The sequence below is a fragment of the Ruegeria sp. BA2 genome, assembly GCF_056539605.1.
On the sequence record NZ_JBQFVE010000020.1, the window covers coordinates 15152 to 37015 of the forward strand.

A 21864-nucleotide genomic window follows, 5' to 3' on the forward strand; every position below is an offset into this window, starting at 1 on the left:
GCCTGAGACCATTTTGTGGTTTTCATATTTTACTTGATATTTTTTGAGTCTCCTGCAAATTTAGAAGAACGTTATATCTAAATACAGCTGCCATGATAAAAAAGCCCACCCTATCTAGCGTTGCCAAAGAAGCGGGCGTATCGGTTCCCACCGTCAGTCAGGTCATGCGCGACACTGGGCGGATTTCAGATCAAACACGCCAGAAAGTCCTGAACGCCGCAAAGCGGTTGCGCTACGTCCCAAATCACGCGGCGGCTACTATGCGATCAGGTAAAAATCGGGAAGTCGGCTTTATGCTAAACAAGCTGGCGAACCCATTTAACTCGGAAGTTGTGAGCAGCGCTGTAGATCTTCTTGAGTCCGAAGGATTCATGGTCTCCATCCTCGATGCGCAAGGCGATCTTGAGCGCCAGGACCGCCTCATGGAAGCCTGCATCCGATTTGGTCGCGGCGGATTGATCTGGGTTCCGGCGCTCGACACAAAAGAAGAGTCGTTGGAGCTCATAAATGCTCATAACGTGCCCACTGTTACCTTTATGCGGAAAGTGTCGAAGTCTCTTGATTATGTCGGCGTTCTAAACTCCGAAGCTCTGACTCAGGCGACTCAGCATTTGATCGATTTAGGTCACAAGCACATCGCCTATTTTGGCGGAACCGAACAAACATCCGTGCGCGAAGAGCGTATAGCAGGGTACTTGGAAGCTCTTAAGCCTTTGGGTGGCGCGCAACCGATTGTTTGGCCCTGTGACGACAACAAACGCGCTGGCTTTGACGCAATAGCAGCACTCCGCAAGCAGCATCCTGAGGTGACGAGCATCGTATGCAATGGTGATGTTGTCGCGCTTGGAGCCTGCCTTGGATTGATCCGATCCGGGCTAGCGCCGGGACATGATTTTTCTGTCGTGGGTTTTGATGACATTGAGGATGCCGGTATCGCGACTCCTCGCCTCACCACAATGGCGATCAATCCAAAAATGCTGGGCACGCGATTGGCCGAGGTCCTGTTGGACCGACTGAGAACACCAAGCCTCCCTGTTCGGCATCTCGAGTACTCTGCAACGTTGAAAGTGCGAGAAACTTCAGGAGTCGTGTCCAACCCTTAAAAACTTTTTAGCTCAGACTATTACTGCAGCAGGTCGATACTCGTCTGGCGCGTGGAACCAAGGACTAATTTGCGTTGCGTTGCACCCTGGCGTATCGACACCGTTTTTCCCGTAGTTATCGGACAGCCTTATGTCGGATGGAAACAAGAAAAAGCACTCAAGAAAGGTTGGCCCAAGGGTAACAACCCTTGCAGACCTGTCCGAACATACTGGGCTTTCTAAAAGCACAGTCTCACGAGCACTTTCCGACTATTCCGACATATCATCGGAAACAAAGCAAAGAGTACAAGACGCTGCAAAAAAACTTGGTTATCACCCGTCAGCAATCGCCAGATCCATTAAGACAGGTACGAGCCAGTCTGCAGCCATTATTTTGCCGCAGGGGTATGAGGAAGCGAATGCACTAGCGACGCTCGAATTGATTGAAGGGATTAGCAACGAGCTCCTGTCAAAGGATTGGACATTGACTGTTTGTTCGACGAACGGTCTTGATAGGCTTTCAGAAATTCAGCGCCTGATCATTCAAGAAAAACGCGTCGATGGTTGCATCATACCCACTCCGGCGACTAACGATTCACGCATTGAAATGTTATCCGAATATGGGATGCCTTTTGTGACCTATGGCCATGTCGACGGTTTAAGCAGCCTGTATTGCGATGTCGATATCGATGGTTGCATCGCAAACTCTGTGTCCATTCTTAAAGACAGCGGACATACCAGAATTGCGTTTGTCGGGCTCAATAAGAGCAACATCGATCCCGATCATTGGTTACACAGCTTTCATCGGTCGATGAGCCAATCTGATTTGGCCATAGTACCAGGGTTTCAGAGTAATAACAGTTCAAGCGTGCAAGATGCCAAACAGTTTGCTCAAGTCCTGCTGTCGTCGAGCAACCCCCCGACAGCTTTTTTGTGTGAAAGTGATACCGTTGCCTTTGGGGTGTATGCAGCGTGCCGAGAACTCGGGATTTCAGTTGGTGAACAAGTCTCGGTAATTGGGTTCGGAAATCATACTTTGATTGATTGCTTCTCCCCTGGATTGACAAGTTATTCGGTCGACTACCGAAAGTCTGGTGCCGAACTGGCAAACCTGCTCTTAGACCATATACAAAATCTGGACGCCCCTAGGTGCGGCTATCTCGAAGAAGCAGCTCTGGTCCGTCGCGAATCTGTGGGGCAAAGGAATTCAATTTCGAGCTCTTGAGCAAAAAAGGAACCACCAATATTGCTTGGGGATCAGTTCCTCATGCCAGCCGGGTTTGGAAGCATTAGGATTGCTCGGTACGGCAACAATCTCAACACTGGTGGTTCTCCGCCAGAAACGCACAAAGTGCACAGTCAGGTTCTCGCGCCGCGATTGATCTGGCCATAACCGCGAAACTTTCGAAGGAACACTGTTACTGACGCGTTGAAAATAGAACGTGTACGCTCCAATGTGAAACCTCGCCAGCGCCTTGCAGCAACTATGTGCTAACGTGAGAAGTAACTACTAGCTCGGAAGCAAGCGCTCCAATACAAGAAGCAGTAAGGAAAGCGCTCCTTCGTTGCTCAGTGTGAGGAATATGCAGGGTAACTGCCATGTTTTCATCATCAACCCCCACCATTGCATCGGACATAGCTTCATCATCGAAGCACCGTGACTACTTCGCAGACCGACGGGCGAAAGTTGATGAGTTTATTGCGAGACATTTCACTTGGCCCGGAACACTTAGCCTACATCGATCTGCGCTCGGCTTGGACATTATTCGAGCACCAATAAATGTGATGCTGTCACCGGCATATGTGCTGACGCGCATCGCTTCGTTCCTATTCCGTCGTATTGGATGGAGCGCAGGCGCGGACTTCTTGGCTTCACGACGCATCTTACTGCGCACTACCGTGGCTCGTAGGGTAGAGGCCTGCATAGTAACCGATCTGCTGCAGCTGCCAGTGGCATACGATTCTGATGCGTTGTCGCATACGGTGCTTGCAGCGCCCGAATTCCGTGAAATGATACGCAGACGCAAGAACACAGCAGATGCCGAGGCTCTTGGGGCTCTGTTGCAAAGTTCTGAACGCGCCAAATTGTCTTGGCGATCATACCAAAGTTAGGCAGCCAGTTCTGCGAATTGACGAAACGGACAGAGTCCGGGCGTGAATTGACCTTTGCGGATCATGTTAACCAGTTCGATGCCCGCCAGGGCAGATGCGGCTGAGTCGAAAGACTTGAAACCCAGCATTGGCCTGATCCGACGTTTTATGAAGCGATGGTCTTGCTCAATGATGTTGTTGAGATACTTCCGTCTCACCATCTCGATTGGTACAGGGCAGCCAAAGCCTTTTCCGTGGCAAACCGTTCGCCTCAAGCGCACGAGCGAAGAACTTGGTCGCAGCCGCTTTGTTCCGGCGCTTTGATAGCATGAAATCAAGGGTCTTTCCGTGTTTGTCGATGGCGCGATAGAGATAAACCCACTCACCCTTCACCTTCACATAGGTCTCATCCATGCGCCATGAACGGTCGGCAGGGCGCTTTTTGTATCGTGAAGCATCAGCCACAAGACCGGCATATCGACTCATCCAACGGTTCAGCGTCGCGTGATCCAGTTCAACGCCACGTTCAGCCATGATTTCTTCCAGATTCCGATATGACACACCGTATCGGAGATAGAAGAAAACAGCGTACAAGATCACTTCTTTCGGAAAGTGTGCACCCTTGAATGAGATTGTCACGGTCTGCTCCTGTCATTTTGAGTATGCGCTACCAAAACGACACTTAGTCTGACAGGTGGGAAATAAGTTTGCGACAGAACCGACTCTAGGTTACGACTCGGAATGCTATCGCATAAGTTGAATCATCTACTCTAGCGATGAAGATTTGTGAGGATACGCCGCTTCGATTGCGGCAGCGGAAAAGTTTGGAATTCGGAGTTCTTCTACAGCCAAATGCAAGAGCTACTTGAACATCTAAGAACGTACAGAAACATATCGTTGGCCGATATTTTCGATAAATCTACACTAGGGAAGCTTGCTTTTTTGACTTTCTCGCTGGCACTGACGTTGCTGAGCGAAGAAGATTACTGGTCCAGTCCGCGAGCACCATACGTGTTCATATTTTTCTGTGCATTGCTTTTCTCTAGGGAGCTTCTTTTGTCATGTGCCGTGCTATTAGCTCGGTTTCTTAGAGAGTAATGCGTAAATCTAGATTATTCTAAGCAAAGGAATTTGAGATGGCTGATGATAGTTGGGTTGATGCATTGCCGACTCCTGATGAGGTTCCTGAAATTAAACTGGGACGCAAAAGTGACATACCACTCCCAAAGAGTATTGATCTTCCGGCTGGCAGAAACAAGTATTCACAACGTACGGAAATCAATCTGAAAACTGGACAAGTAACAACAGAGACTACAGCCAGTATTACGAAGAACGTTGAGCTTGTGGGCGGTGGTCCAACCGTGAACCCGTGGGGCTTTACCGCCAAATTGGGAACAATGAAAATAGACAAGCAATTTAGTCCGGGTGTTCTTGGAATTACGCACGACCCATTTAGAGAAACATCCGACATTCGGGCTGGACTAGGATCGACAAAGAAGAACGTCTACGTTGAGATTCCGTTGGAAGAAACGCTTCAGTTTCAGCACAAGATGACTGTCGCTAAGACCAAGATGCAAATCTCTAGGTTCTGTTGCGAAGTTTCTTACTGACCGAAGAGATCACGCCGTACCGGCGGGTTAAGCCGCTAATTCCGCGAACTGACGAAAAGGACAGATTCCGGGAGTGAGTTGCCCTTTGCGGATCATGTTCGCGACTTCAATTGCATTCAACGTCGCCGCTGCCGAAGAGAAGGTTTTGAACTCCATCATCGGACGAGTCCGTCGCTTGATGAAGCGGTGATCCTGTTCCACGATGTTGTTCAGGAACTTTCGCCTTACCATCTCAATTGGGATTGGGCAGCCAAAGCCCTTGAGCATCTTGTTGATCGCCTTGATGCCTGCGGTGTTGGCCCCACTTTTGTCGATGACAATCTTTCTGGGAAGGCCGTTTACCTCCATCATTCGAGCGAAGAACCTCGTGGCTGCTGGCTTGTTTCGGCGCTGCGAAAGCATGAAATCAAGCGTTTTGCCGTGCTTATCGACTGCCCGATAGAGATATACCCAAATGCCCTTCACCTTGATGAAGGTCTCATCCATTCTCCAAGAAGGGTCGCAGGTCGCTTTTCGGCGACGCGCAGTTTCAGCAATGGCGCAAGAGTATCGCGTGACCCAACGGTTCAGTGTGGTGTGATCAACTGATACACCCCGTTCCGCCATGATTTCTTCCAGATCCCGATAGGAGACACCGTATCGAACATAGAAAAACACTGCGAATAGGATCACTTCTTTTGTATACTGAGCACCATTGAAAGAAATCATGCACCAACCTTAAACTGAATAATGCCGTTCCCCACACAGGCGCTAACGCCACAAAGGTCAATGGTCAAATGTTTGCAACATAGCCATCGGCTCTCCAGTTTCGTCTATACAACTCTCAAAGAAATTTGCGACAGAACCTTCAGAACCAAATCGTATTGACTGTATTTTAACAACGCCATAAGCTACCTGACAAAGGGGTAACCGCGCAGATGCAGCGCACATTCTTTCAATGCATCATCATTCCAGCATGCTGACCAGCAAGGTTTGCGCGAAAGACGCGCCAAGGGTCCATATTATTCTATCTATGTGTGCTGTTCGGGGCTGATTTCCAGGTACGGGCTTCGCGGGCGATTTAAACTGCGAAGAATGGGCAAATTGTTCATTCCTTGATTTAGGTTGAGGACTGATTATTGAAAGACGAATTTGATCGGGTCAATCTGAAAAGAACTCACTACTGGAATGAAAGCGGAATTACGCGCCGTGCGTTCATAGGGTCTGCTATTGCCGCGCCTGTTGCCGCAACTGCGAAAAATTTTGGTAACATTCCGGAAATCCTGACTGAAGAAACCGATTTGGTTTTCACCCAGGACGGCGGCATCCTGTCCGTCGCGATTGTTCAGGATCTTGATGCCAGGCGCCGGGAGTTCTGGCAAAAACTCCGTGTATTCGAAACCTGCCCGCCCCCTGAATACGAAACGCAACCGATCACGGTCTGGCAAATCGCCATGAACCGTTTCGGCCCCGACGCACAGGTCCGCCTGCGATTCACCGAGAACAATGGCCTGAAGCGCTACACCCTGACGGTCGAACGCCTCGCCTACGGGCGCATCGCCGACCGCCGCATGACCTTCACCTTTCAGCAGCGTCGCATCCCGGACCCCGAAGGCACCGCGTTGTTGGCGAGACTCAAGACCAAAAAGGACGATTACGACCGTCGAACCCTGAAGTTTCTTGAAACCCTCGGCGCCGGTGTTCCGCGCCGCAATGTGTTCACGATCGAGGTGTCCACAAATTTCTGGAGCTTGACCCGCAGCGCGACCGCCGCCCAGACCTTCGCTCTTGAACCCGATCCCGATACGGTTGCGCAGACTGTCAACGGGTTTCTGCCGCTGAGAACTTGGATCAATCAGGAAAAACCAACGCTCTCCCAATTGGTGAACGCGGGTCGTGTGACTTCGACCATGCGGTTGATTTTCAACGGTCAGGTCGGGTTTGAGCGTCGGCATGCTGATCGGCTGACCCGACTGTTCCTGCACCGCGACCTGAAATGGACGGTCAAAACCCAGACCGCCAAGCTCTGGGCACTGACGCCGGACGTCACACTGAGCGACCTGACACTGGAGTGGGCACCAGTCAAGGACCCGCAGGCGGTGGAGGGAGCACAAAACGGCACGACCCCGCAGGCCCCCACGCGTGCCAGTCCCCCAGCGGAAGACGCCGAAGCTGCAGAAGAACAGGCCGAAACCGAAGAATTAGGCCCTGGCCCCAAGGGCCTGCCCGACGATATCGCACGGGCCGCCCGCCCCTTCGAACTGGTTGGCACAGCCACACTGGAAGAGGATGTCGAACAGATAACAATCAACGCACAGCGGCGCGACCCCGGTTTGCAGCTTCACCTGAAGCGAAGCGGTGCCAGCCCGCAACAGGTGCAATTCCGCGTTCTGAACGAAAGCGACATTGAAGATGGCCAACTCGGCCCGGGTATGTTGCGATCCGAAGCCTCTTTGCCCGCGCAATGGACAAAATTTAGTTTGACAGGTCCCCCGGACGCATCGGCCGGGCCTTTCCAGTCCCTTCAGGGCCGATTGCTGGAACGGGTGGATGCGCCTGCCGGCATGGATCGCTTCGACTATGCCCGGTGCGAGGGCAACATAAGCTTCAACGCCAATTTCACCGGGCCGGGCAGCCTCCATTGGCGCATGATGACACCAGTGGGTCCGATCAGTTTTCGCGGCTTCAGCCCGGAAGAGGACGGCAACGCCGAACCCTCCCCGACAGCGCCGACCTCAGGTGGCGCATTTTCCCCGCGCCGGGGCGATCAAGTGCAGATTGTCTATCGCTGGAAAGGGTGGCGCACCTCCGACCCGATCTTCCGCAACACGCCAAAGGCGGATTGGGCCGAAGTCAACGGCATCATGCGCGAGGCCGCAGTCACCATCCCCGATGCCACCACCAACCGGTTGATGTTCGCGCCAACGCACCTGACGATCCTGTTTGCCCAGGGCCCCATCGCACCGCCCTTGACAAGCTATATCCGCCTCGCCCCGCCAAAGGAGGTCGAACGGGCACAGTTCGACCTGCGCGACGCCAGTCTCCGCGCCTCCCGCAGCGCAGATCTTCTATCCCTTGTGTTCCGCTTTCAGGATTTCGGCCTTTCGTTTCAGGGCGATACCGTCGAACTGGTGCGCAAGAACGCGGCCTGCCTCTTGTCCCCTGCCCCGACGTCCAAGGGTCGCCCGCACGACACCCGGCCCGTGCTGGTCGTAGAATTCCCCGGTCAGCACATGCTGGAAGAGGCCTACTTCCGCCCCCTTCCGACCGACCCCCCGGATGTGGAGATCAAGGTCTTCGATGGCGAAGTGGAACAACCCTTTGCACGGCTTACGTTCGACCCAAAAGTCGACAAGGGCGAACTGACCGGGGCAAAGGAGCCCGTCTACCTCAGCCGCAACATGGACGGCGGCTGGACTCTCGATATCAATGATCGCGTTCAGATCGTCGAAGCGCTGCGGCAGATGAAATCGGAGAAGATTCGTGCCAAGTTCCGCAGGGAAATTTCAAACCGAAAATCCGGAAGCGTCGACCCGAACGCGGCGGCCTTCACGGAGCACGCAGAGTCCTACTCGCAGAAGCTCAAAGATCGGCCGTTAGGTCGTTTGCCCAAAGACCAAGAAATTTACATCGGCCAGTTTGCGCTAGATCCTGATGCCATGCGGCTGTCCGCACAAATCTGGGCGAAAAAGCAGCAAGTCGATATCGACGCGCAAATCGAAAGGCTTTTCGAACGCATCGGCAACACGGCCAAAGAAGAAATTATTCGCGCCAAGAAAGCCAAACCGCCCACGCCTGAAGATGAGCGCATAAAGACCGCGGCAGAAACCTTTGACGGTGCGCTTGCGCTTGAACAACGGCTGGAAGCGCTTTTCCCGACCTATCAGCTTTACCGGACAGCCTACCGTGATGTGATCCTGGAGGCCTTTGAAGGGGGAAACGCCCGGCTTGGCGCGATCGATCTGGATGGAACGCATTTTGAGGCGATCTATGCCTTCCGGTCGGGACAGACTGCTCTGCCGGACTGGGCAGCTGCAACCGGTGTCTCAGCCGCCGAATTTGCCGACCGCCATATCAGCGCGCTAGCCGCTTTCAAATTGGCCATCAGCGGGTCCGAGGATGTCGACATTCCCGCCCGCGCCCGCATCGCGCCACCTTCGCGTCTGGCGTTCCGCGTTCGGTGCCGCGATGGCATCTCGGTGGCGCGAACCGACGTCGACACACTGGATACACCAACCGACGCACCGGCGGAACTGGTGCGCGAACGCCTCAAACTGACGCTCGCCGATATGACGCAGTTTTCAGATTTCGAACTGTCCGTCACAGCCCGAAGCGAAACTATATATCGCCCTAGCGAAGCCGGTCGGCTGGACGCGCGAAGCGCGCGACGGCTGGATACGTCGCAGGCCGCTCGACTGGATCATCTGGGTTTTACCGACGGGGATTGGGTCACCAGCGACACAAGGCTCGGCGAGATTGCCAAAAGCCTGAGGGAAACGCCAACGCGTTACGAGACAGCCATCGAAATGGCCCGCCTCACGCTGTCGCCAGATCAAAACGCTGTTGTGGTGGCCAATGATGGCGCGGTCCCAGATGGCGTTTTCGCCGTGGATAAGGACCGCCCATTAGCACCTGTGGCAACCGAAGTCTTTACCGTGCAGTTTCTCGTCGACGAGGTGGATCCGAACCTGCGCGCCGTCCATTCACCCGACCTGCGCCCCGATGTGTTCGAAAGCCGGGTGGCCAAGACCGTCAGTGGGAAGCCATTTCCAGGCGCGGCAGCCCCGCCTAGGGGTCCGCTCGCTCCATGGCACATTGGCCCGCATCAGACCCAGGCCCAAACACTAGGCGAAGGTGACGTTGATAGCATCAGCCAGAATTCCCTGTTCAAACGGTTGCATGACTTCCTTTCGGGTCAGGCAAAAAAACGGGAAAAGGTCGCCAAGCGTGATCTGCGGTTCCGCGCGCCCCTGGATGCCTATGCCCGCCATGAACTGGTCATTCTGTCCTCGGCCTGGGGCCTGCCCGCGCTTGGCAAACGCTCCGAAAGCGGGGCACTGGTTGAAGGTGCAAGCCAGGCAGAGGTCGCATCCCGCCACCGGCTGGTGGATGTGCAGACCGGGTCCGCGCTTTACGTCCCGCAGACATTGGGCACCGTTGAACTTTCGCTGAGCACCTTAGGCCTAAGCCTGCGGCACGCCTCCAGTTTTTCCACGCCCGCTGCGGCCTTCGACACAAACAGGAACCCGCTGTTCCCTGCACTGTCGGTCGAAAGCTGGCAGCAAAGGACGAACCTTGGTCGCGACATCCATTGCGAGGTCGTCTACAAGGGTTTCCTATGGCCCATCGGGCAACGCGCCTCCCTTGTACAGGTGACCGAACGCACCTTTTTCATTGACCGACGTGGCGCGATCCGCGCGGTTCTGCGACAGCGCATGTTCATCCGGGTGGGCAAGGCCGACAAGATCTATCCTGCGTTGAAACAACCTGCGCAGGGTCGCCGGTTCCCGGTCGAACGACTTGTGAACCTGACCAGCAAGACGCCGGACATCGTCGACCCGTCCGATACGGAAATTCCCGCCACCCTTGGCCCGGGGGGTGTGCTGCCCAATGGGCGCATCAATTTGGGCGCAGGATCACAGGGTCTTGTCTTCTGGCCGCGCACCGCGAAACTCGAAAGCTCGAACATCCGGTTCGAACTGGACCTGGATGGCACCAAGACCGACCTGCCGCTGATTTTCGTCGACAATGTGGCCGCCAATCATGCCGCGACATTGGGTGCGCTGACACTCTACTACAACAGCCTTGAAACCCCCGACCCTATTTCCGCGGACAAAGATCAGAAAGTCTTCGACCCACTGCAGCATCTGCGCACCCTGAATATGCGAGGCGGCAAGCGTCGCTACGCTCCGGAGCTTGAAGCCGGCTCGGCCAGCGTCGAAACCATGCTCTGGACACTCTGTGCAACAGGTTTGGAGCGCGGGACAACGACCGTTCAAAACTCCAAGGGTCTGGCGCAGGAGGTTCACCGGTCAGACATTGACTATCAATCCGACCCCCTTTTGCAAGGCGCGGACCAGCCGCCTTTCTACCCGGCTCTGGAATGCGCCCGCATTCGGCCCCGACAGGCCGAACGTCTGGTGGGCAGGCCCCTGAACGACACAGCCGGCAAGACTAAGGACCCCCGTTTCCTGCGGGCCATGCCCGATGGTCGCTATGTCGCTTTCGGCCTGCCGTCGGGGCAAACCCGAAGCCAGTCCGCCGAAGGCACGTTGCATCAGGTCATGGATGGCAATGAGGCCGAAGTCTACCTCGCCATGATCGACCGGCCCGCGCTGGATATGGGCGACAAGGGCGACAATTCCGGTGGCGTCTTCCGCCCGTCCGGTCGGTTGGTCGCTCTATCCCGGACTCGCGGCGCGTTGACCTGGCACACGGACAAATTGATCAAATTCCCCGAAGAGTCTGGTGCCCTTCCCAAAAATGCCGCGGACGTGAAAGCGGAAGACCTGCAGAAATCCTGTAACGCGTTGCTCTCTGTTGCTCCACTGATGTCGATGGTCAAGGAGTCCTCCTCAGCGGTCGCCAGCGAAACAAGTCAGTTCAAAGCGATGGACATCTGTGCCCCGAACGAGTCCCATCTTGTTTCGACCGAACTGGAAAACGGCCTCAAGGAGGCCAAGAAGATCTACTCCGACATCTTCGACGGTGATGCCAAGATCCTGGGTCTGATCAGCATCAAAGACCTGTTCCAGTTCATAAAAAACCTCGATCCGCCATCCACAGGTGCGCCGCAGCTTGCGGAACAGATTCAATATGGCGCAGCCGGAGTTCAACAGGCGATCAGCGATACCCAGGACACGGTAGATGATGCGCTCGGCGCGATCGAAGCCGCAGCAGAGGCCGCCCGCTCCGAAGTCATCGTGCCGCTATCGGGTGCGGTGGCGGAAATTCGCGACGGCTGGGACGATCTGGATCGCGAAATCAAGGAACAGACCGCGAAAATTCCGGGCGGTGCACTCAGCACTATCAGTTTCAAATCGGTCTTCCCCGAACTTCACTGCACCCTTGTGGCCTTTGCAGCCGCGCTCAAGAAATCCGCCGATGCCTCCGACGCCCTTTCCTTCACCCTTTCAACAAGCGAGGTCTTCTCCTCCGGTCGCCGCTTCCTCGATGCCCTTTTCCGCGCGGCGTCCGACCCCGGTCGCCGGATCGCGGCCACCGTGTCGGCAGGGATTGACCAGATCCTCGATCTGTTCTCCGGTCTGGACAAAAACCGGACCGAAATTCTGCGCATCGCGCTCAAGGTGTTTCTTGGAAATAACACCGCCGCCGACACCCATATCCAGAACGCCGTTGCCATCGCGCAATGGCTTGCCGACGGCGAAGGCACAGACGCGCCGGAAACTCTGGATGACTACATCACCCGCGTTCTCGAGATTTTCATTCCCGAAAACGCGGCATATGACCTTGTGTTCTTCCCGGAAATTCCGACACTCCCCGACGACGCTCAGAACGCTCTCAAATTCACGCATGACCAGGTGCGCGAAATTGCCAAAAGTCTGCTGGTCGGCCTGATCGAAGGACGCGGAACTGTCGATTTGGAAGATATCTTCCTTCAGGAGGCCCCGTCCAACCGACTGTTAAGCCCCTTGATTGGCGCAAGGTTCCGGGCGCTTGATAGCAATCGGAGTGATCCGCTTATCATTGCCTATGCACGGGCCGCGCTGGAAAAAATTGAAGCGGTCGAAAACTTACTGAACAAGGCGACCCCTCCCGTCGCAATTCCAAAAGAATTGGCCGAAGCCAAAGATTTCCTCTCCAAAGCGGTGGATATCTGGGACAACGCCAGCAATTCACCCGATTTTGAGACCGAATGGCGTCGCATTCTCCCGGAACTACAAGCCTGGGTCAGAGCCGGATTTGCCGAGGAATGGCGCTTCGTGCGGGTAAACGAACGGCTGGCGCGCAAGGTCATTGCAGCCGTTAACGCAAGTGACATTCCAGGCGCATTGACCGCCACGCGCGACCTGGTTGAATTCAACTTCGGCCCGCTGGACCTCAGCAAAGTGGATTCGCTTTGCATTGACGTCCAGAAAGCCATCATCACGAAAATCGCAGCGATCCTTCCTCCGCCCGGGGAACTGACCGACCTCCAGCAACGTATCAAAGCACATTCCGATCACATCAGTGGCTGGAAAACCCAGGTCAGCACCATCCGCGCAACGGTCGAGAAAAGCGTTACCGATTCTGATAAAGTTCTGACGGACACAGGGATCAAAGATCAGGTTGTGGAGAAGCGGGATGACCTGTTCAGGGTCGCCGATAGCACAACAGCCGCACTTGATGCCTACATTTCCGTTGTCGCTGGGTTTGAGAAATCACTTACGGACGACAACGACCGTCTGAATCGGATCCACGAAAAGATCAAAACTTTTACGGCTACTCCCCCGGCCTGCACCCCGGAGAAAATCGAGGACCTGACTAAAATCGCCAAGGACATTGGGGCCTTCGTCGAACACCGCCAAATGATGATGGCCCGTCTATCCACCCAACTGGAACAGCTGGTAGTCACTTTTGAAGCGCTGATTGAGGAAATCATTGATAACGACACGTTGCACCTTGTCACCGCCTTGGCGGGCATTGCCAAGGTTGTTGAAACCGCTATTGGCGGTCTGCCGGAAGGTGACAACAAGAAAGCACTGGAAGGGCTCAAAAAGGAATTCGACGACCTCAAAGAATCCTTCGAAAAAACCGCCGACGCCTATGCCAGAGACCTCGCCGCGCTTTGCGTTCAGGCGCTGACATATCTCAGGGCGCAAGTGACGAATGTCAGGGACGAAATCAACAGTATCCCCGAAATTCCCGCGATCGTGCCCACATCGCTTGAAGCCCTGAACACCCAACTCAATCGCACAATCGGCTGGCTGGACGAATTGATCAAACGGTTCGAAGGCATTGCGAAACCGGACAGCATGGAACCGCTCAAGGATCTTGTGGCGGTCAGGGTCGGCAACGTTCCGGCCAATACGGCTCCGATTGACACGTTCAAGGGCGAACTTCGCGACTGGACCGTCGCCCAGATCGTGAAAATCGAAAATCAGGTCGTCCTGGCGCTTGGAGCAATCGAAGACCAGATGGAGGTCTTTATCCGTGACGCCCTTGAAGACCTTGAAAAAATCGCGAACAAGGCGCTGCGCGATGCCTTGGGGGTCGGCATTGGCGGACAAACCTTGCCGTCCATCTATGCAGGCATCCTCAAAAGCCGTAACGACGCCTATGAACAGATCACGCAAATCGGGCAGAACATTGGTTTTGCCCAGAGCCTGTTGGTCGAGCCAATGGGCCGGAAAGCGGTCAAATACATCCTGCCGAAAAATGAAGAACAGGAAAGCAAGGAAGCCCAATACACACCCAACACGGAGAACCCGGATACAAAGTCCGATCAACTGGCCGGTGACGTGGCCTGGCTCTACTACCTACACCAGAACGACCTCTTTGGCGGAGCGCGGGAAGACGACGGCAAGCTGTTCATCCGAACGTTTCTTGAAGAATGGTCGAACCTCAATCCCACGCCGTTGCGGGTTGCCCAAAAAATCGCAGGCATCCTGCGCGAAATTGTGCGCGGCGACATTTTCGCCGCCATAGATTTCCAGTTTCTGCGCCGACAGGTCGAAGACTATATCCTCAGCCTTGTGCCGACCAAGACGGAAATGACCTATGGCTATGGCGTTGCGCTGGGGTCAGAGGTCAGGGCCGCCACAGCGGGCATATTCGCGCCCGGCGAAGGCACCAAATTGACCATCAAAACCGGCATCTCCATCGACCTGACCGGGGCGGCTCGCGGTGGCGCACCCAATATCAACGTAACGACCACCGGGGCGCTCGGGCCCTTTGATGTCAAACTTGTCGGAGACGCCTTCGACGCGTTGACGCTCAAATTCAACGGTGCAACCTTCCGCGCAGAAAGCGGCAAGAAGTTCGAGTTTGATATTGAATACTCGGACTATGAAATCGGGCCGATGCTGGAATTCGTTCAGCAATTCCAGAGTTTTCTGACCCCCAAGGGCGACAGCGGCTTTTTCCTGTCACCGGTGACCTCACCAAGTTTCGGAATCGAAGCCGGGTACATCCTGAACCTCGGCGATTTCACTGTCGGCGCGATGGCCATTTCGAATGTCGGTCTTGCCACATCGGCGGTCCTTCCTTTCGACGATGGCGAAGCACGGTTCAAGGCCTCCCTGTCCACCCGCCTGAGCCCGTTCACGATCACCTATTTGCCATATGGCGGTTCTGGATTTTTCGGAATCGAAGCCAATGCCAACGGGATCGTCGGATTTGAAGCCTCCTTCGAATTCGGAGGATCGGCCGTATTTGCCTTTGGTCCGCTCAGCGGTCAGGGGCGGCTCATGTCGGGTTTCTATATTCGCATGTCTGTCGCCGACAATGGCCAGAAACTGACAGAACTGAGCGCGACGGTGTTCGTCGGCGGATCGGCGTCGATCTGGATATTCAGCTTCAGCGCGGCGCTGTCCGTCCGCCTTGGTATGGTGAATGGCGACATGAGCGGGGAAGCGATTTTCAGCTTCTCCTTCTCGATGGGTTTTTCGGACTTCGAATACTCCATCACCATGTTCAAGCAAGAGGCCAAGGGCTTTAACGGTCAAGACAGTGCTTCACTTTACGACGGACCCTTCAGAGACAGCCCCCTTCGCTTTGCCCAGCTCGGCGATTTTGGCCGCACCCCGCTGGAACAACTTGATAAATCCAAGCCCCGTATTGACCGGACAACGGTATGCCAAAGCCGCAACTGGGCCCGCTACAACACGTATTTCCACGATACGACGCCGGAGGATCCCTTCGCATGAATACCGATCTCCCCCAGAGCCATGGCGCGGGTGAAGACGCCATTCCGCATGTCGCGATCCACGCCCGCGTGGTGCCCTATGGCAGTTATGAACGAAGCCGCAACGGGGTCAGCGAAACCTACCACAAGGCGACGCTTCTGCTGTCGCCAGGCGAGGTCACGGATGGCTCCACGGGTGTGTCGATTGCCCACTGGCCCACCGCGGCGCGCGAAACCCTGTTGAAAGGGCAAGCGGATGGACGCGTGAAACTTCTAGCGCAACCCATGGCTGGTGGCGATGCGCTTGACCTGGATGAAGAAACGCCAAGCCGTGTCCGTTTCAAGATCCCCAGGCTGTCTACGCTCAGCGACAAGCAGGTGCGCGATGTCGCCAAAATGTGGAGCGGCTCGCTCTGGCCTGCAGAAACCAAGCCGCTTTGGTCCGAATTCGCAAAACGTTTGGCCAAAAGCCTGACGGGCGAAGCCGTCGCGACGCAGGGGGTCGCGGACAATAGCGACACCGAGCCAGACCCGAATATCTACGGGGCTGATGGCCAGCTGGCTCCGAATTCCCAGCAACGCCGCGCGCCGGAAACCCTGAAAGTGTCAACCGCGCTGTCCATCGGGCACACGGACCTCGCGATTGCTCTGGAATGCCAGCGCGCCCAGGCTCTGGCGAAATCCCTGAAGCAATCCTGCGGGGAAGTGGCCCCGAAACTTGCAAAGCCGCTGGCACTTGGCGTCGCGGACAAGATCAAACCCTACAAACCATCCCAGCTTCCCGAGGGCACGGATGACATAACGAAAGCGTTGGTCAACGCCATCGTCAAGGAGAAGCCACGGGGAAACCGGACTTTCAGCCAATATGTGGACGCCCTGCAGATAGCCTCCGGGCTTGAACAGGATGACGTCGAAGAACGGCTTCTCAATGACACGCTGGTGGTGGCCGAACTGCGAAGGAAGCGCAAGATCGCGCAGCGCCAAAAGCTGTGGGGCGACCTCAATGGCGACAGAGAGAAAGCAAGTTCTGACTACCTATTGATCGCCAACACATTGCAAAAAAAAGACAAAGGCGGCTGCCTGCCGCCCAGTTGGCAAAACGATGCAATCACACCCACCCTATGCGCGATGGCGGAACCCGATTTCGCAAAACTCACCCGGGTGGCAAACTACGCCAACTGGCCCCAGTATCGCACCGCTGCAGATCCCAACACCAAACCCGGCGCTACGACGGAGCCTCTGGAAGGCTGGGACGAAGCCAAAGCGGAGGCCGTCGAACAGGCCAGCCGCGCCTTTTTCACGATGCAATCCACCCCAAGCCTCGCCCGGGTTTTCACCCTGGCGGTTGAGGTCGAAATACCCGACGCGGACCTCGGCGCGATCACGAAGTACGGCCACATCACACTCGACATGGGTGATGACAAGGCCAGTTGCATCCCCCAGAACTGGACGCTTTTCCGCCGCCCGCCCCTGCCCGAAGCCACCCTGCAAAGCGGTTTCTGGCCCGTTTCGCGAGGCGAGGCGAACTGCGACGGGTTGAAGGACCATACCCGCCACTATGGCGGCCTGATGGTAATGGGGTTCGGGGCCTCCGCCACGCCGAAGGGTCACGCGCCGCGCTTTGATATCAGCAGCCTAGACATCCGCACCGCGCTGGAACTGGAAACCCAGCGCCGCCAGGGCAAACAGGCGGATCTTGAAGAAGAAGCCGAAGCCGTCGGCAACGAAACCGAAGCGGCTGCTCGGATGCAGCAACGCGAAACGAAGATAAAAGCCAACCTCGAAAACAACGCGAATGACGCCCTGCCGAACCGACAGGGCGCGGCCACGGACCGGGGCAACCGACGCCTGCGCCCCGGGGTCACTTCGAACCTGAATTCCGACAAGACACCCGTAGAAGATCAAAGCGATGAGGGCGACCGCCAGGATGTTGGCCTGACGCTTCTTGATCGCGGACTTCTGAGCGATGCGATCTGCAAGATGGCCACTAAGGCCGCCAAATGCGGTGCTCTCCCGGACTGCACCGTGAGTTGTAACGCTGGTGTCGTGATCGACGCAGAGGACCTGATCACCGGCTATCGGCTGCACGTCGGCAAGCCTGATCCAGCGGGCAGAACGGATTGGCGACCGCTGATGGCCCGTTCCATCAAATTTGGCACATCCGGGCCGGATACGGGCCTTAATGCTTCGATCGAAGGCGTCCTGACGACCTTGATCGGGCGGGCCGGTTCGGACGATCGCATAGCTCTGGAAAGTGCGATGATGAGTGCGCCGGGTCGGATGCTGCCCAGACATCCCGGAGGATCCACGACCCAGGAATCAGAGGCCGTTTTCGAAGAAGCCATCGCGATCTGGGACGGCGGGCCGATGGGGGTCGATTGCTCGGAACCCCAGGGCGGCGAGAACACGACAGGTGATGCGCTGATCTTCGGTCGCACATTGTCGGTGCCGACCAGGGGCGATTTGCGCCCGCATAGGCTGCGCTACGGACAACCCTATCGCTTTGCGATGGCCGCCGTGCTGTCGGGCGGTCATTCGATCCCGCAATATGCTTTCCCGGACGATATGAAGAGTGGCCCGCTCTCGCCTGCCACGGATCTCTATTATCCCTCCAAAACGATGGTCAGTAATGCGCAAGATTGCGACCCTGAATGTGACCTTCGCCCCTATGTCCGCGCGTTGCGGCAGGCCAAGATCGCAGCACCCCAGGTCACAATGCCAGAAGGTCACGCAACGCGGGTCAACGGGCCAATGGGTCCCGACCATGCGGGTACGATGGTCATCCGACGCCTTGACAAAAAGGCCGGCAAGAGCCGCAAGCCGAAGGTGACGTCCCGCGGCCAACCCAACATCGCCCAGCGGATCATCTTGGTACCCTCGATCCCGCAAGCGCGGGCCGTAACCCACACGAACCTCTTGAGCCACAAGGGCGTCTTCGATCAGCAAAAAGTCAGCGGCCCGCCGCGAGGGGCCTACCGCACCATTCGCCAGCTCAGGGGGGATGCGACCCTCCCGGCGGTGCGGACCCGCAATTTGCCCGGCCTCAATGGGCGCCAGCACTTTGCCAAGCGCCATATTGTCGACGATCCGAGGGACAACCTTGACCGGGGAGAGGTTCAAAACGGCGCGGTTTTTGCGCGGCGCGGTGCACAGAATACATCCTATTATCCTGATCCTGCGGCTGATCATCTGGCCATTCGTCTTTTGCTGCGGGGATATGATCGCCCGATCACCATGCAGGGCGAAGGGGATCTGATCCCGCTGGACAAGTCGGATCGGTATCCGCACCTGACGCCGGTGATCCTGTCCCTGCGCCATGAAACCAGCATGAAGGACAAGCGCACCAATTGGGCAGATTTCATCCACAAACATCGGTCGGTCTCCTTCGACCCTGCGTTGCGCGGCGATATCACCCGGGGCGGCGGGTTCTCCGCGACCGAAATCCCGCTCTATCTTGCACCGCATGAATGGGTCGATGTCCAGATGTGGTTTGTGCCGACCGCCAGACGCCTCGCCCGCGATTTTTCGGTTCTGCAGACAATGGCGATTGATCTGGCCCAGAAAGGCAATGGCTCGATCGCCAGCTGTGCGGCCAATGTGGTTGAAGGGGCGTCGTCCCATCTGCCGGACGAGATTAGCGACGATCTGAAACAGGCCATCAAAGAGACCAAGGGCGCGCGCGCCTATTTCGGCTCCGGTGGAATCGCCAGCCCGGCGATGAATGTTCTTTTGGCTTTGGCCGGAACCGTCCGCGACAAGATGATCTGCCACCCGATGCCCGAGATTGCGGCAACCGCCGAACTATGCGCCATTTCGGCCTCTAACCGCGCCTCGGTCGCCCCCGCCATCACGTCTGTGCAGCCCGGTCACTTTGATGTGGAGGTGCCAGAGGCCCCCTGCCCTGCCAATGGCGTGCGGGCCTGGCGACCTGCCCCCGACGTTCTCGAAAAACGCGTCAAAGCAACCCGCGCCTCCGAAACGGACACCGGCGACGCGCCGATGGATGCGGCCTGCATCTGCCCCGAAAACACCACCTCGCTGGACGTGGCCCACCCCGGTTCAACAGAACTGGTCCTGACTGGCGAGGTGGAGCTTGACCTGAATCAGATCGACACGATTGAGGTGCGCGCCGATATGGTCCTGCCCGGAACAACCACGTTTGACGACAAGTTTCGCGGCCGATCCTTGTCCCACCGAGAGGCCGACTGGTGGCCGCTCAGAGGCGATCCGCGCGGGGCACCGGCGACGGACACTGTCGACCGTGACGGCAATGAGATAACCTTCTTGGAAAGCCGCGCCCTGTTCGGCTTCGATGTCGAGCGGGACGGAAAGGTTACGCTGGCCCGGGCCGAGGTTACGCTTCTGCGGGCAGAACGCCTGCCCCGTCCCTTTGATGGGTCCTGCCGGAATTCGGTATCCCTGCGGGCGCTTTTCGAAGGCCGCGACCCGAGGGTCCGGATTACCGAACGCCATATCTTTCCGGACGGCAAAGCGCGGCGCATGCAGGTCAGCATCAACGGTCTGGCGCGCACCGCAGAGTTCATGCGGACCATCGACCGCCGGGCGCGTCCAGGCGATCCCTGGATCGGGAAGGACGGTCCTGCCTATGGCGTGGGCGATCTTGTCCCGGCAGAAGGGCTCAGCCCATTCGATCAGGAAAACCGCTCGGCCACCGTGGAAGCGATCCTTCCCGCCACGATCCGCCCCGCAAAACCCGATGCCGACGCCCTGAAGCCCGGTTTCCGGTGGCACCCGGCACCCGATCAGCCTGCCGAAATTCGCAAAGGCCGGCTGTACCGTCGCCGCTCGTCCATCATTCGCATCCCCCTTGGACGCGAGTGGTTTTCCAGCGGAGAAGACGAAAAGCTCGGCATTGTCCTGTGGCCCCCGACGCTGATCGCCTCCAACATCGACCTTGCCAAAAACAAGGCTCTAATCCGAAGACCGTATCAGGAAGGCGGGAACAGGGTTGTGAAACTCGACGGGACACAACTGCAAGGTTGCCGCCCAGAGGACACTCCGGCGGCGGCGGAGGCGCTTGATCCGGCGACCGACATTCCGCCCTTCGAAGACAGCCACCTTGGCCCCGGCGGGCGATTTGTATCCCGTCGCGGCGCTGATCCAGTGCGCGTCGGCGAACCACACAAACAGATTTTCTTCGCACCCTCCGACTTTCCCGATCTGGAAAAGGGAGACGACCACATTGGCAAGGCGACGCTGGTGCGCAATGTTCTGATGCCGCTGTCCGACGAATCCCAGGCCGGACAGCGCGAGAACGCAGATGGCTCACCGGCCGATGCCGAAGAACCTTTGCCGCCGATGCTGGTTTCTCTTCTCACCTATGAGCCACGCTTCGATGCCGGGAAGGAAGAATGGTACGTCGAAGTTGAACTCGCCGACAGTCCAGCGGCGGAAACCTTCGTAAGGCTGGGCCTTGTCCGCTATCAACCGCACACCCGCCCGGAGCTGCGCTGTTCCCGACCGGTCGAACAATGGATTCAGCCCTTGCCGGTGCGCGAAGTCGAAGTCTGGCGTCATGAGAAGGACGACGGTTGGCGCGTGCGCATGTGCGGGCGAACTTTCGACCGCCGCCGCCTCTCAGAAACCGCCATCAGCGCGATCAACCCCGAAACGTCAACCTACCCCGGTTGCGCCGCCGATCTGGACGGTGTCGTCAAGGGGGGCGATGCCGCCCCGCTGATGTCAATTGAGGTGCGCCGCAGGGGCATCGATGCCGCCGGTAGCCCCTTTGTGGAAACCATTCCTCTGCCCGTGCCCGCCATGGGCAAGGAGAGCCTGCTATTAAGACCGCTGGACTATGACACCAGCGTGGTGAAGTTCGATCACAAATTTGTACCCGAGAGCGGATACATGCTGGCCGGTCGAGTTCTGGTCGAATGCGGTGTCGTCAGTCGCGGTGACGGCATATGGGCGGCTGTCATACCGGATCAGGCCCTGGGAGACCCGGATGATTTCAGTGACATCGAGATCATTGTTGAGGACGTGGAACGATCTGAGGTGGACAACCCCATGACGGTCGAAGAACGCGACGCGATGCCGGTGCTGTCGGTCGCAAGCATTACCGAAGAACCGACAACGGCCCCAGCCGAAAACGACACCGAACTCCCAAACGCCAGTGGAACGGAACCCCCGCCCGAAGGGTTGCTTGCCGCATCCTTCGATCTTGCCGGTCCCCGCTTCAGCGGTCACTTCGCGCTGGGAACGCTTGCCAAGCAACGGCGCTGAAGATTTGATC

General features: G+C 56.9%; 7 protein-coding genes and 1 pseudogene. 6 read left to right on the forward strand and 2 right to left on the reverse strand.

The genetic code is table 11. The annotated features are described in order from the left end of the window. Positions 1 to 92: 92 nt before the first annotated feature. From ACR0NN_RS23775 to ACR0NN_RS23785, 3 genes are all read left to right on the forward strand, one after another. Complete coding sequence (locus tag ACR0NN_RS23775; RefSeq protein ID WP_170727557.1) at positions 93 to 1103, forward strand: substrate-binding domain-containing protein; 1011 nt, start codon at positions 93 to 95, stop codon at positions 1101 to 1103. A gap of 130 nt (positions 1104 to 1233) precedes the next feature. Then, positions 1234 to 2307, forward strand: a complete 1074-nt coding sequence (locus ACR0NN_RS23780) for a LacI family DNA-binding transcriptional regulator (RefSeq protein WP_170727561.1) — start codon at positions 1234 to 1236, stop codon at positions 2305 to 2307. Positions 2308 to 2681: 374 nt separating this feature from the next. After that, positions 2682 to 3194, forward strand: coding sequence for a DUF6635 family protein (locus ACR0NN_RS23785; RefSeq protein ID WP_480685694.1), 513 nt, complete (start codon positions 2682 to 2684; stop codon positions 3192 to 3194). Here the strand turns inward: ACR0NN_RS23785 and ACR0NN_RS23790 are convergent. Further along, positions 3191 to 3812: pseudogene (locus ACR0NN_RS23790) on the reverse strand (IS6 family transposase). The gene ACR0NN_RS23785 and the pseudogene ACR0NN_RS23790 sit on opposite strands and share 4 nt — an antisense overlap. Positions 3813 to 4309: 497 nt before the next feature. Here ACR0NN_RS23790 and ACR0NN_RS23795 point away from each other — a divergent pair. Continuing rightward, the gene (locus tag ACR0NN_RS23795) at positions 4310 to 4783 is read left to right on the forward strand and encodes a hypothetical protein (RefSeq protein WP_480685696.1); all 474 of its coding nucleotides are present in this window, start codon (positions 4310 to 4312) and stop codon (positions 4781 to 4783) included. 27 nt (positions 4784 to 4810) lie between these two features. Here the strand turns inward: ACR0NN_RS23795 and ACR0NN_RS23800 are convergent, their stop codons facing one another. Beyond that, positions 4811 to 5491, reverse strand: coding sequence for an IS6 family transposase (locus ACR0NN_RS23800; RefSeq protein WP_480685698.1), 681 nt, complete (start codon positions 5489 to 5491; stop codon positions 4811 to 4813). A 410-nt stretch (positions 5492 to 5901) separates the two neighbouring features. Between ACR0NN_RS23800 and ACR0NN_RS23805 the strand changes: the two genes are divergently transcribed. After that, positions 5902 to 15630: a hypothetical protein gene (locus ACR0NN_RS23805; RefSeq protein ID WP_480685700.1), complete on the forward strand. Its 9729-nt coding sequence runs from the start codon at positions 5902 to 5904 to the stop codon at positions 15628 to 15630. Then, entirely contained in the window at positions 15627 to 21854 is a 6228-nt protein-coding gene (locus tag ACR0NN_RS23810; protein WP_480685702.1) for a hypothetical protein, read from the forward strand. The genes ACR0NN_RS23805 and ACR0NN_RS23810 overlap by 4 nt, the downstream gene beginning before the upstream one ends. Positions 21855 to 21864: the final 10 nt, after the last annotated feature.

Coding starts and splice junctions, on each gene's coding strand:
- ACR0NN_RS23775 (WP_170727557.1), top strand. CDS start 93: ATGATAAAAAAGCCCACCCTATCTAGCGTTGCCAAAGAAGCGGGCGTA.
- ACR0NN_RS23780 (WP_170727561.1), top strand. CDS start 1,234: ATGTCGGATGGAAACAAGAAAAAGCACTCAAGAAAGGTTGGCCCAAGG.
- ACR0NN_RS23785 (WP_480685694.1), top strand. CDS start 2,682: ATGTTTTCATCATCAACCCCCACCATTGCATCGGACATAGCTTCATCA.
- ACR0NN_RS23795 (WP_480685696.1), top strand. CDS start 4,310: ATGGCTGATGATAGTTGGGTTGATGCATTGCCGACTCCTGATGAGGTT.
- ACR0NN_RS23800 (WP_480685698.1), bottom strand. CDS start 5,491: ATGATTTCTTTCAATGGTGCTCAGTATACAAAAGAAGTGATCCTATTC.
- ACR0NN_RS23810 (WP_480685702.1), top strand. CDS start 15,627: ATGAATACCGATCTCCCCCAGAGCCATGGCGCGGGTGAAGACGCCATT.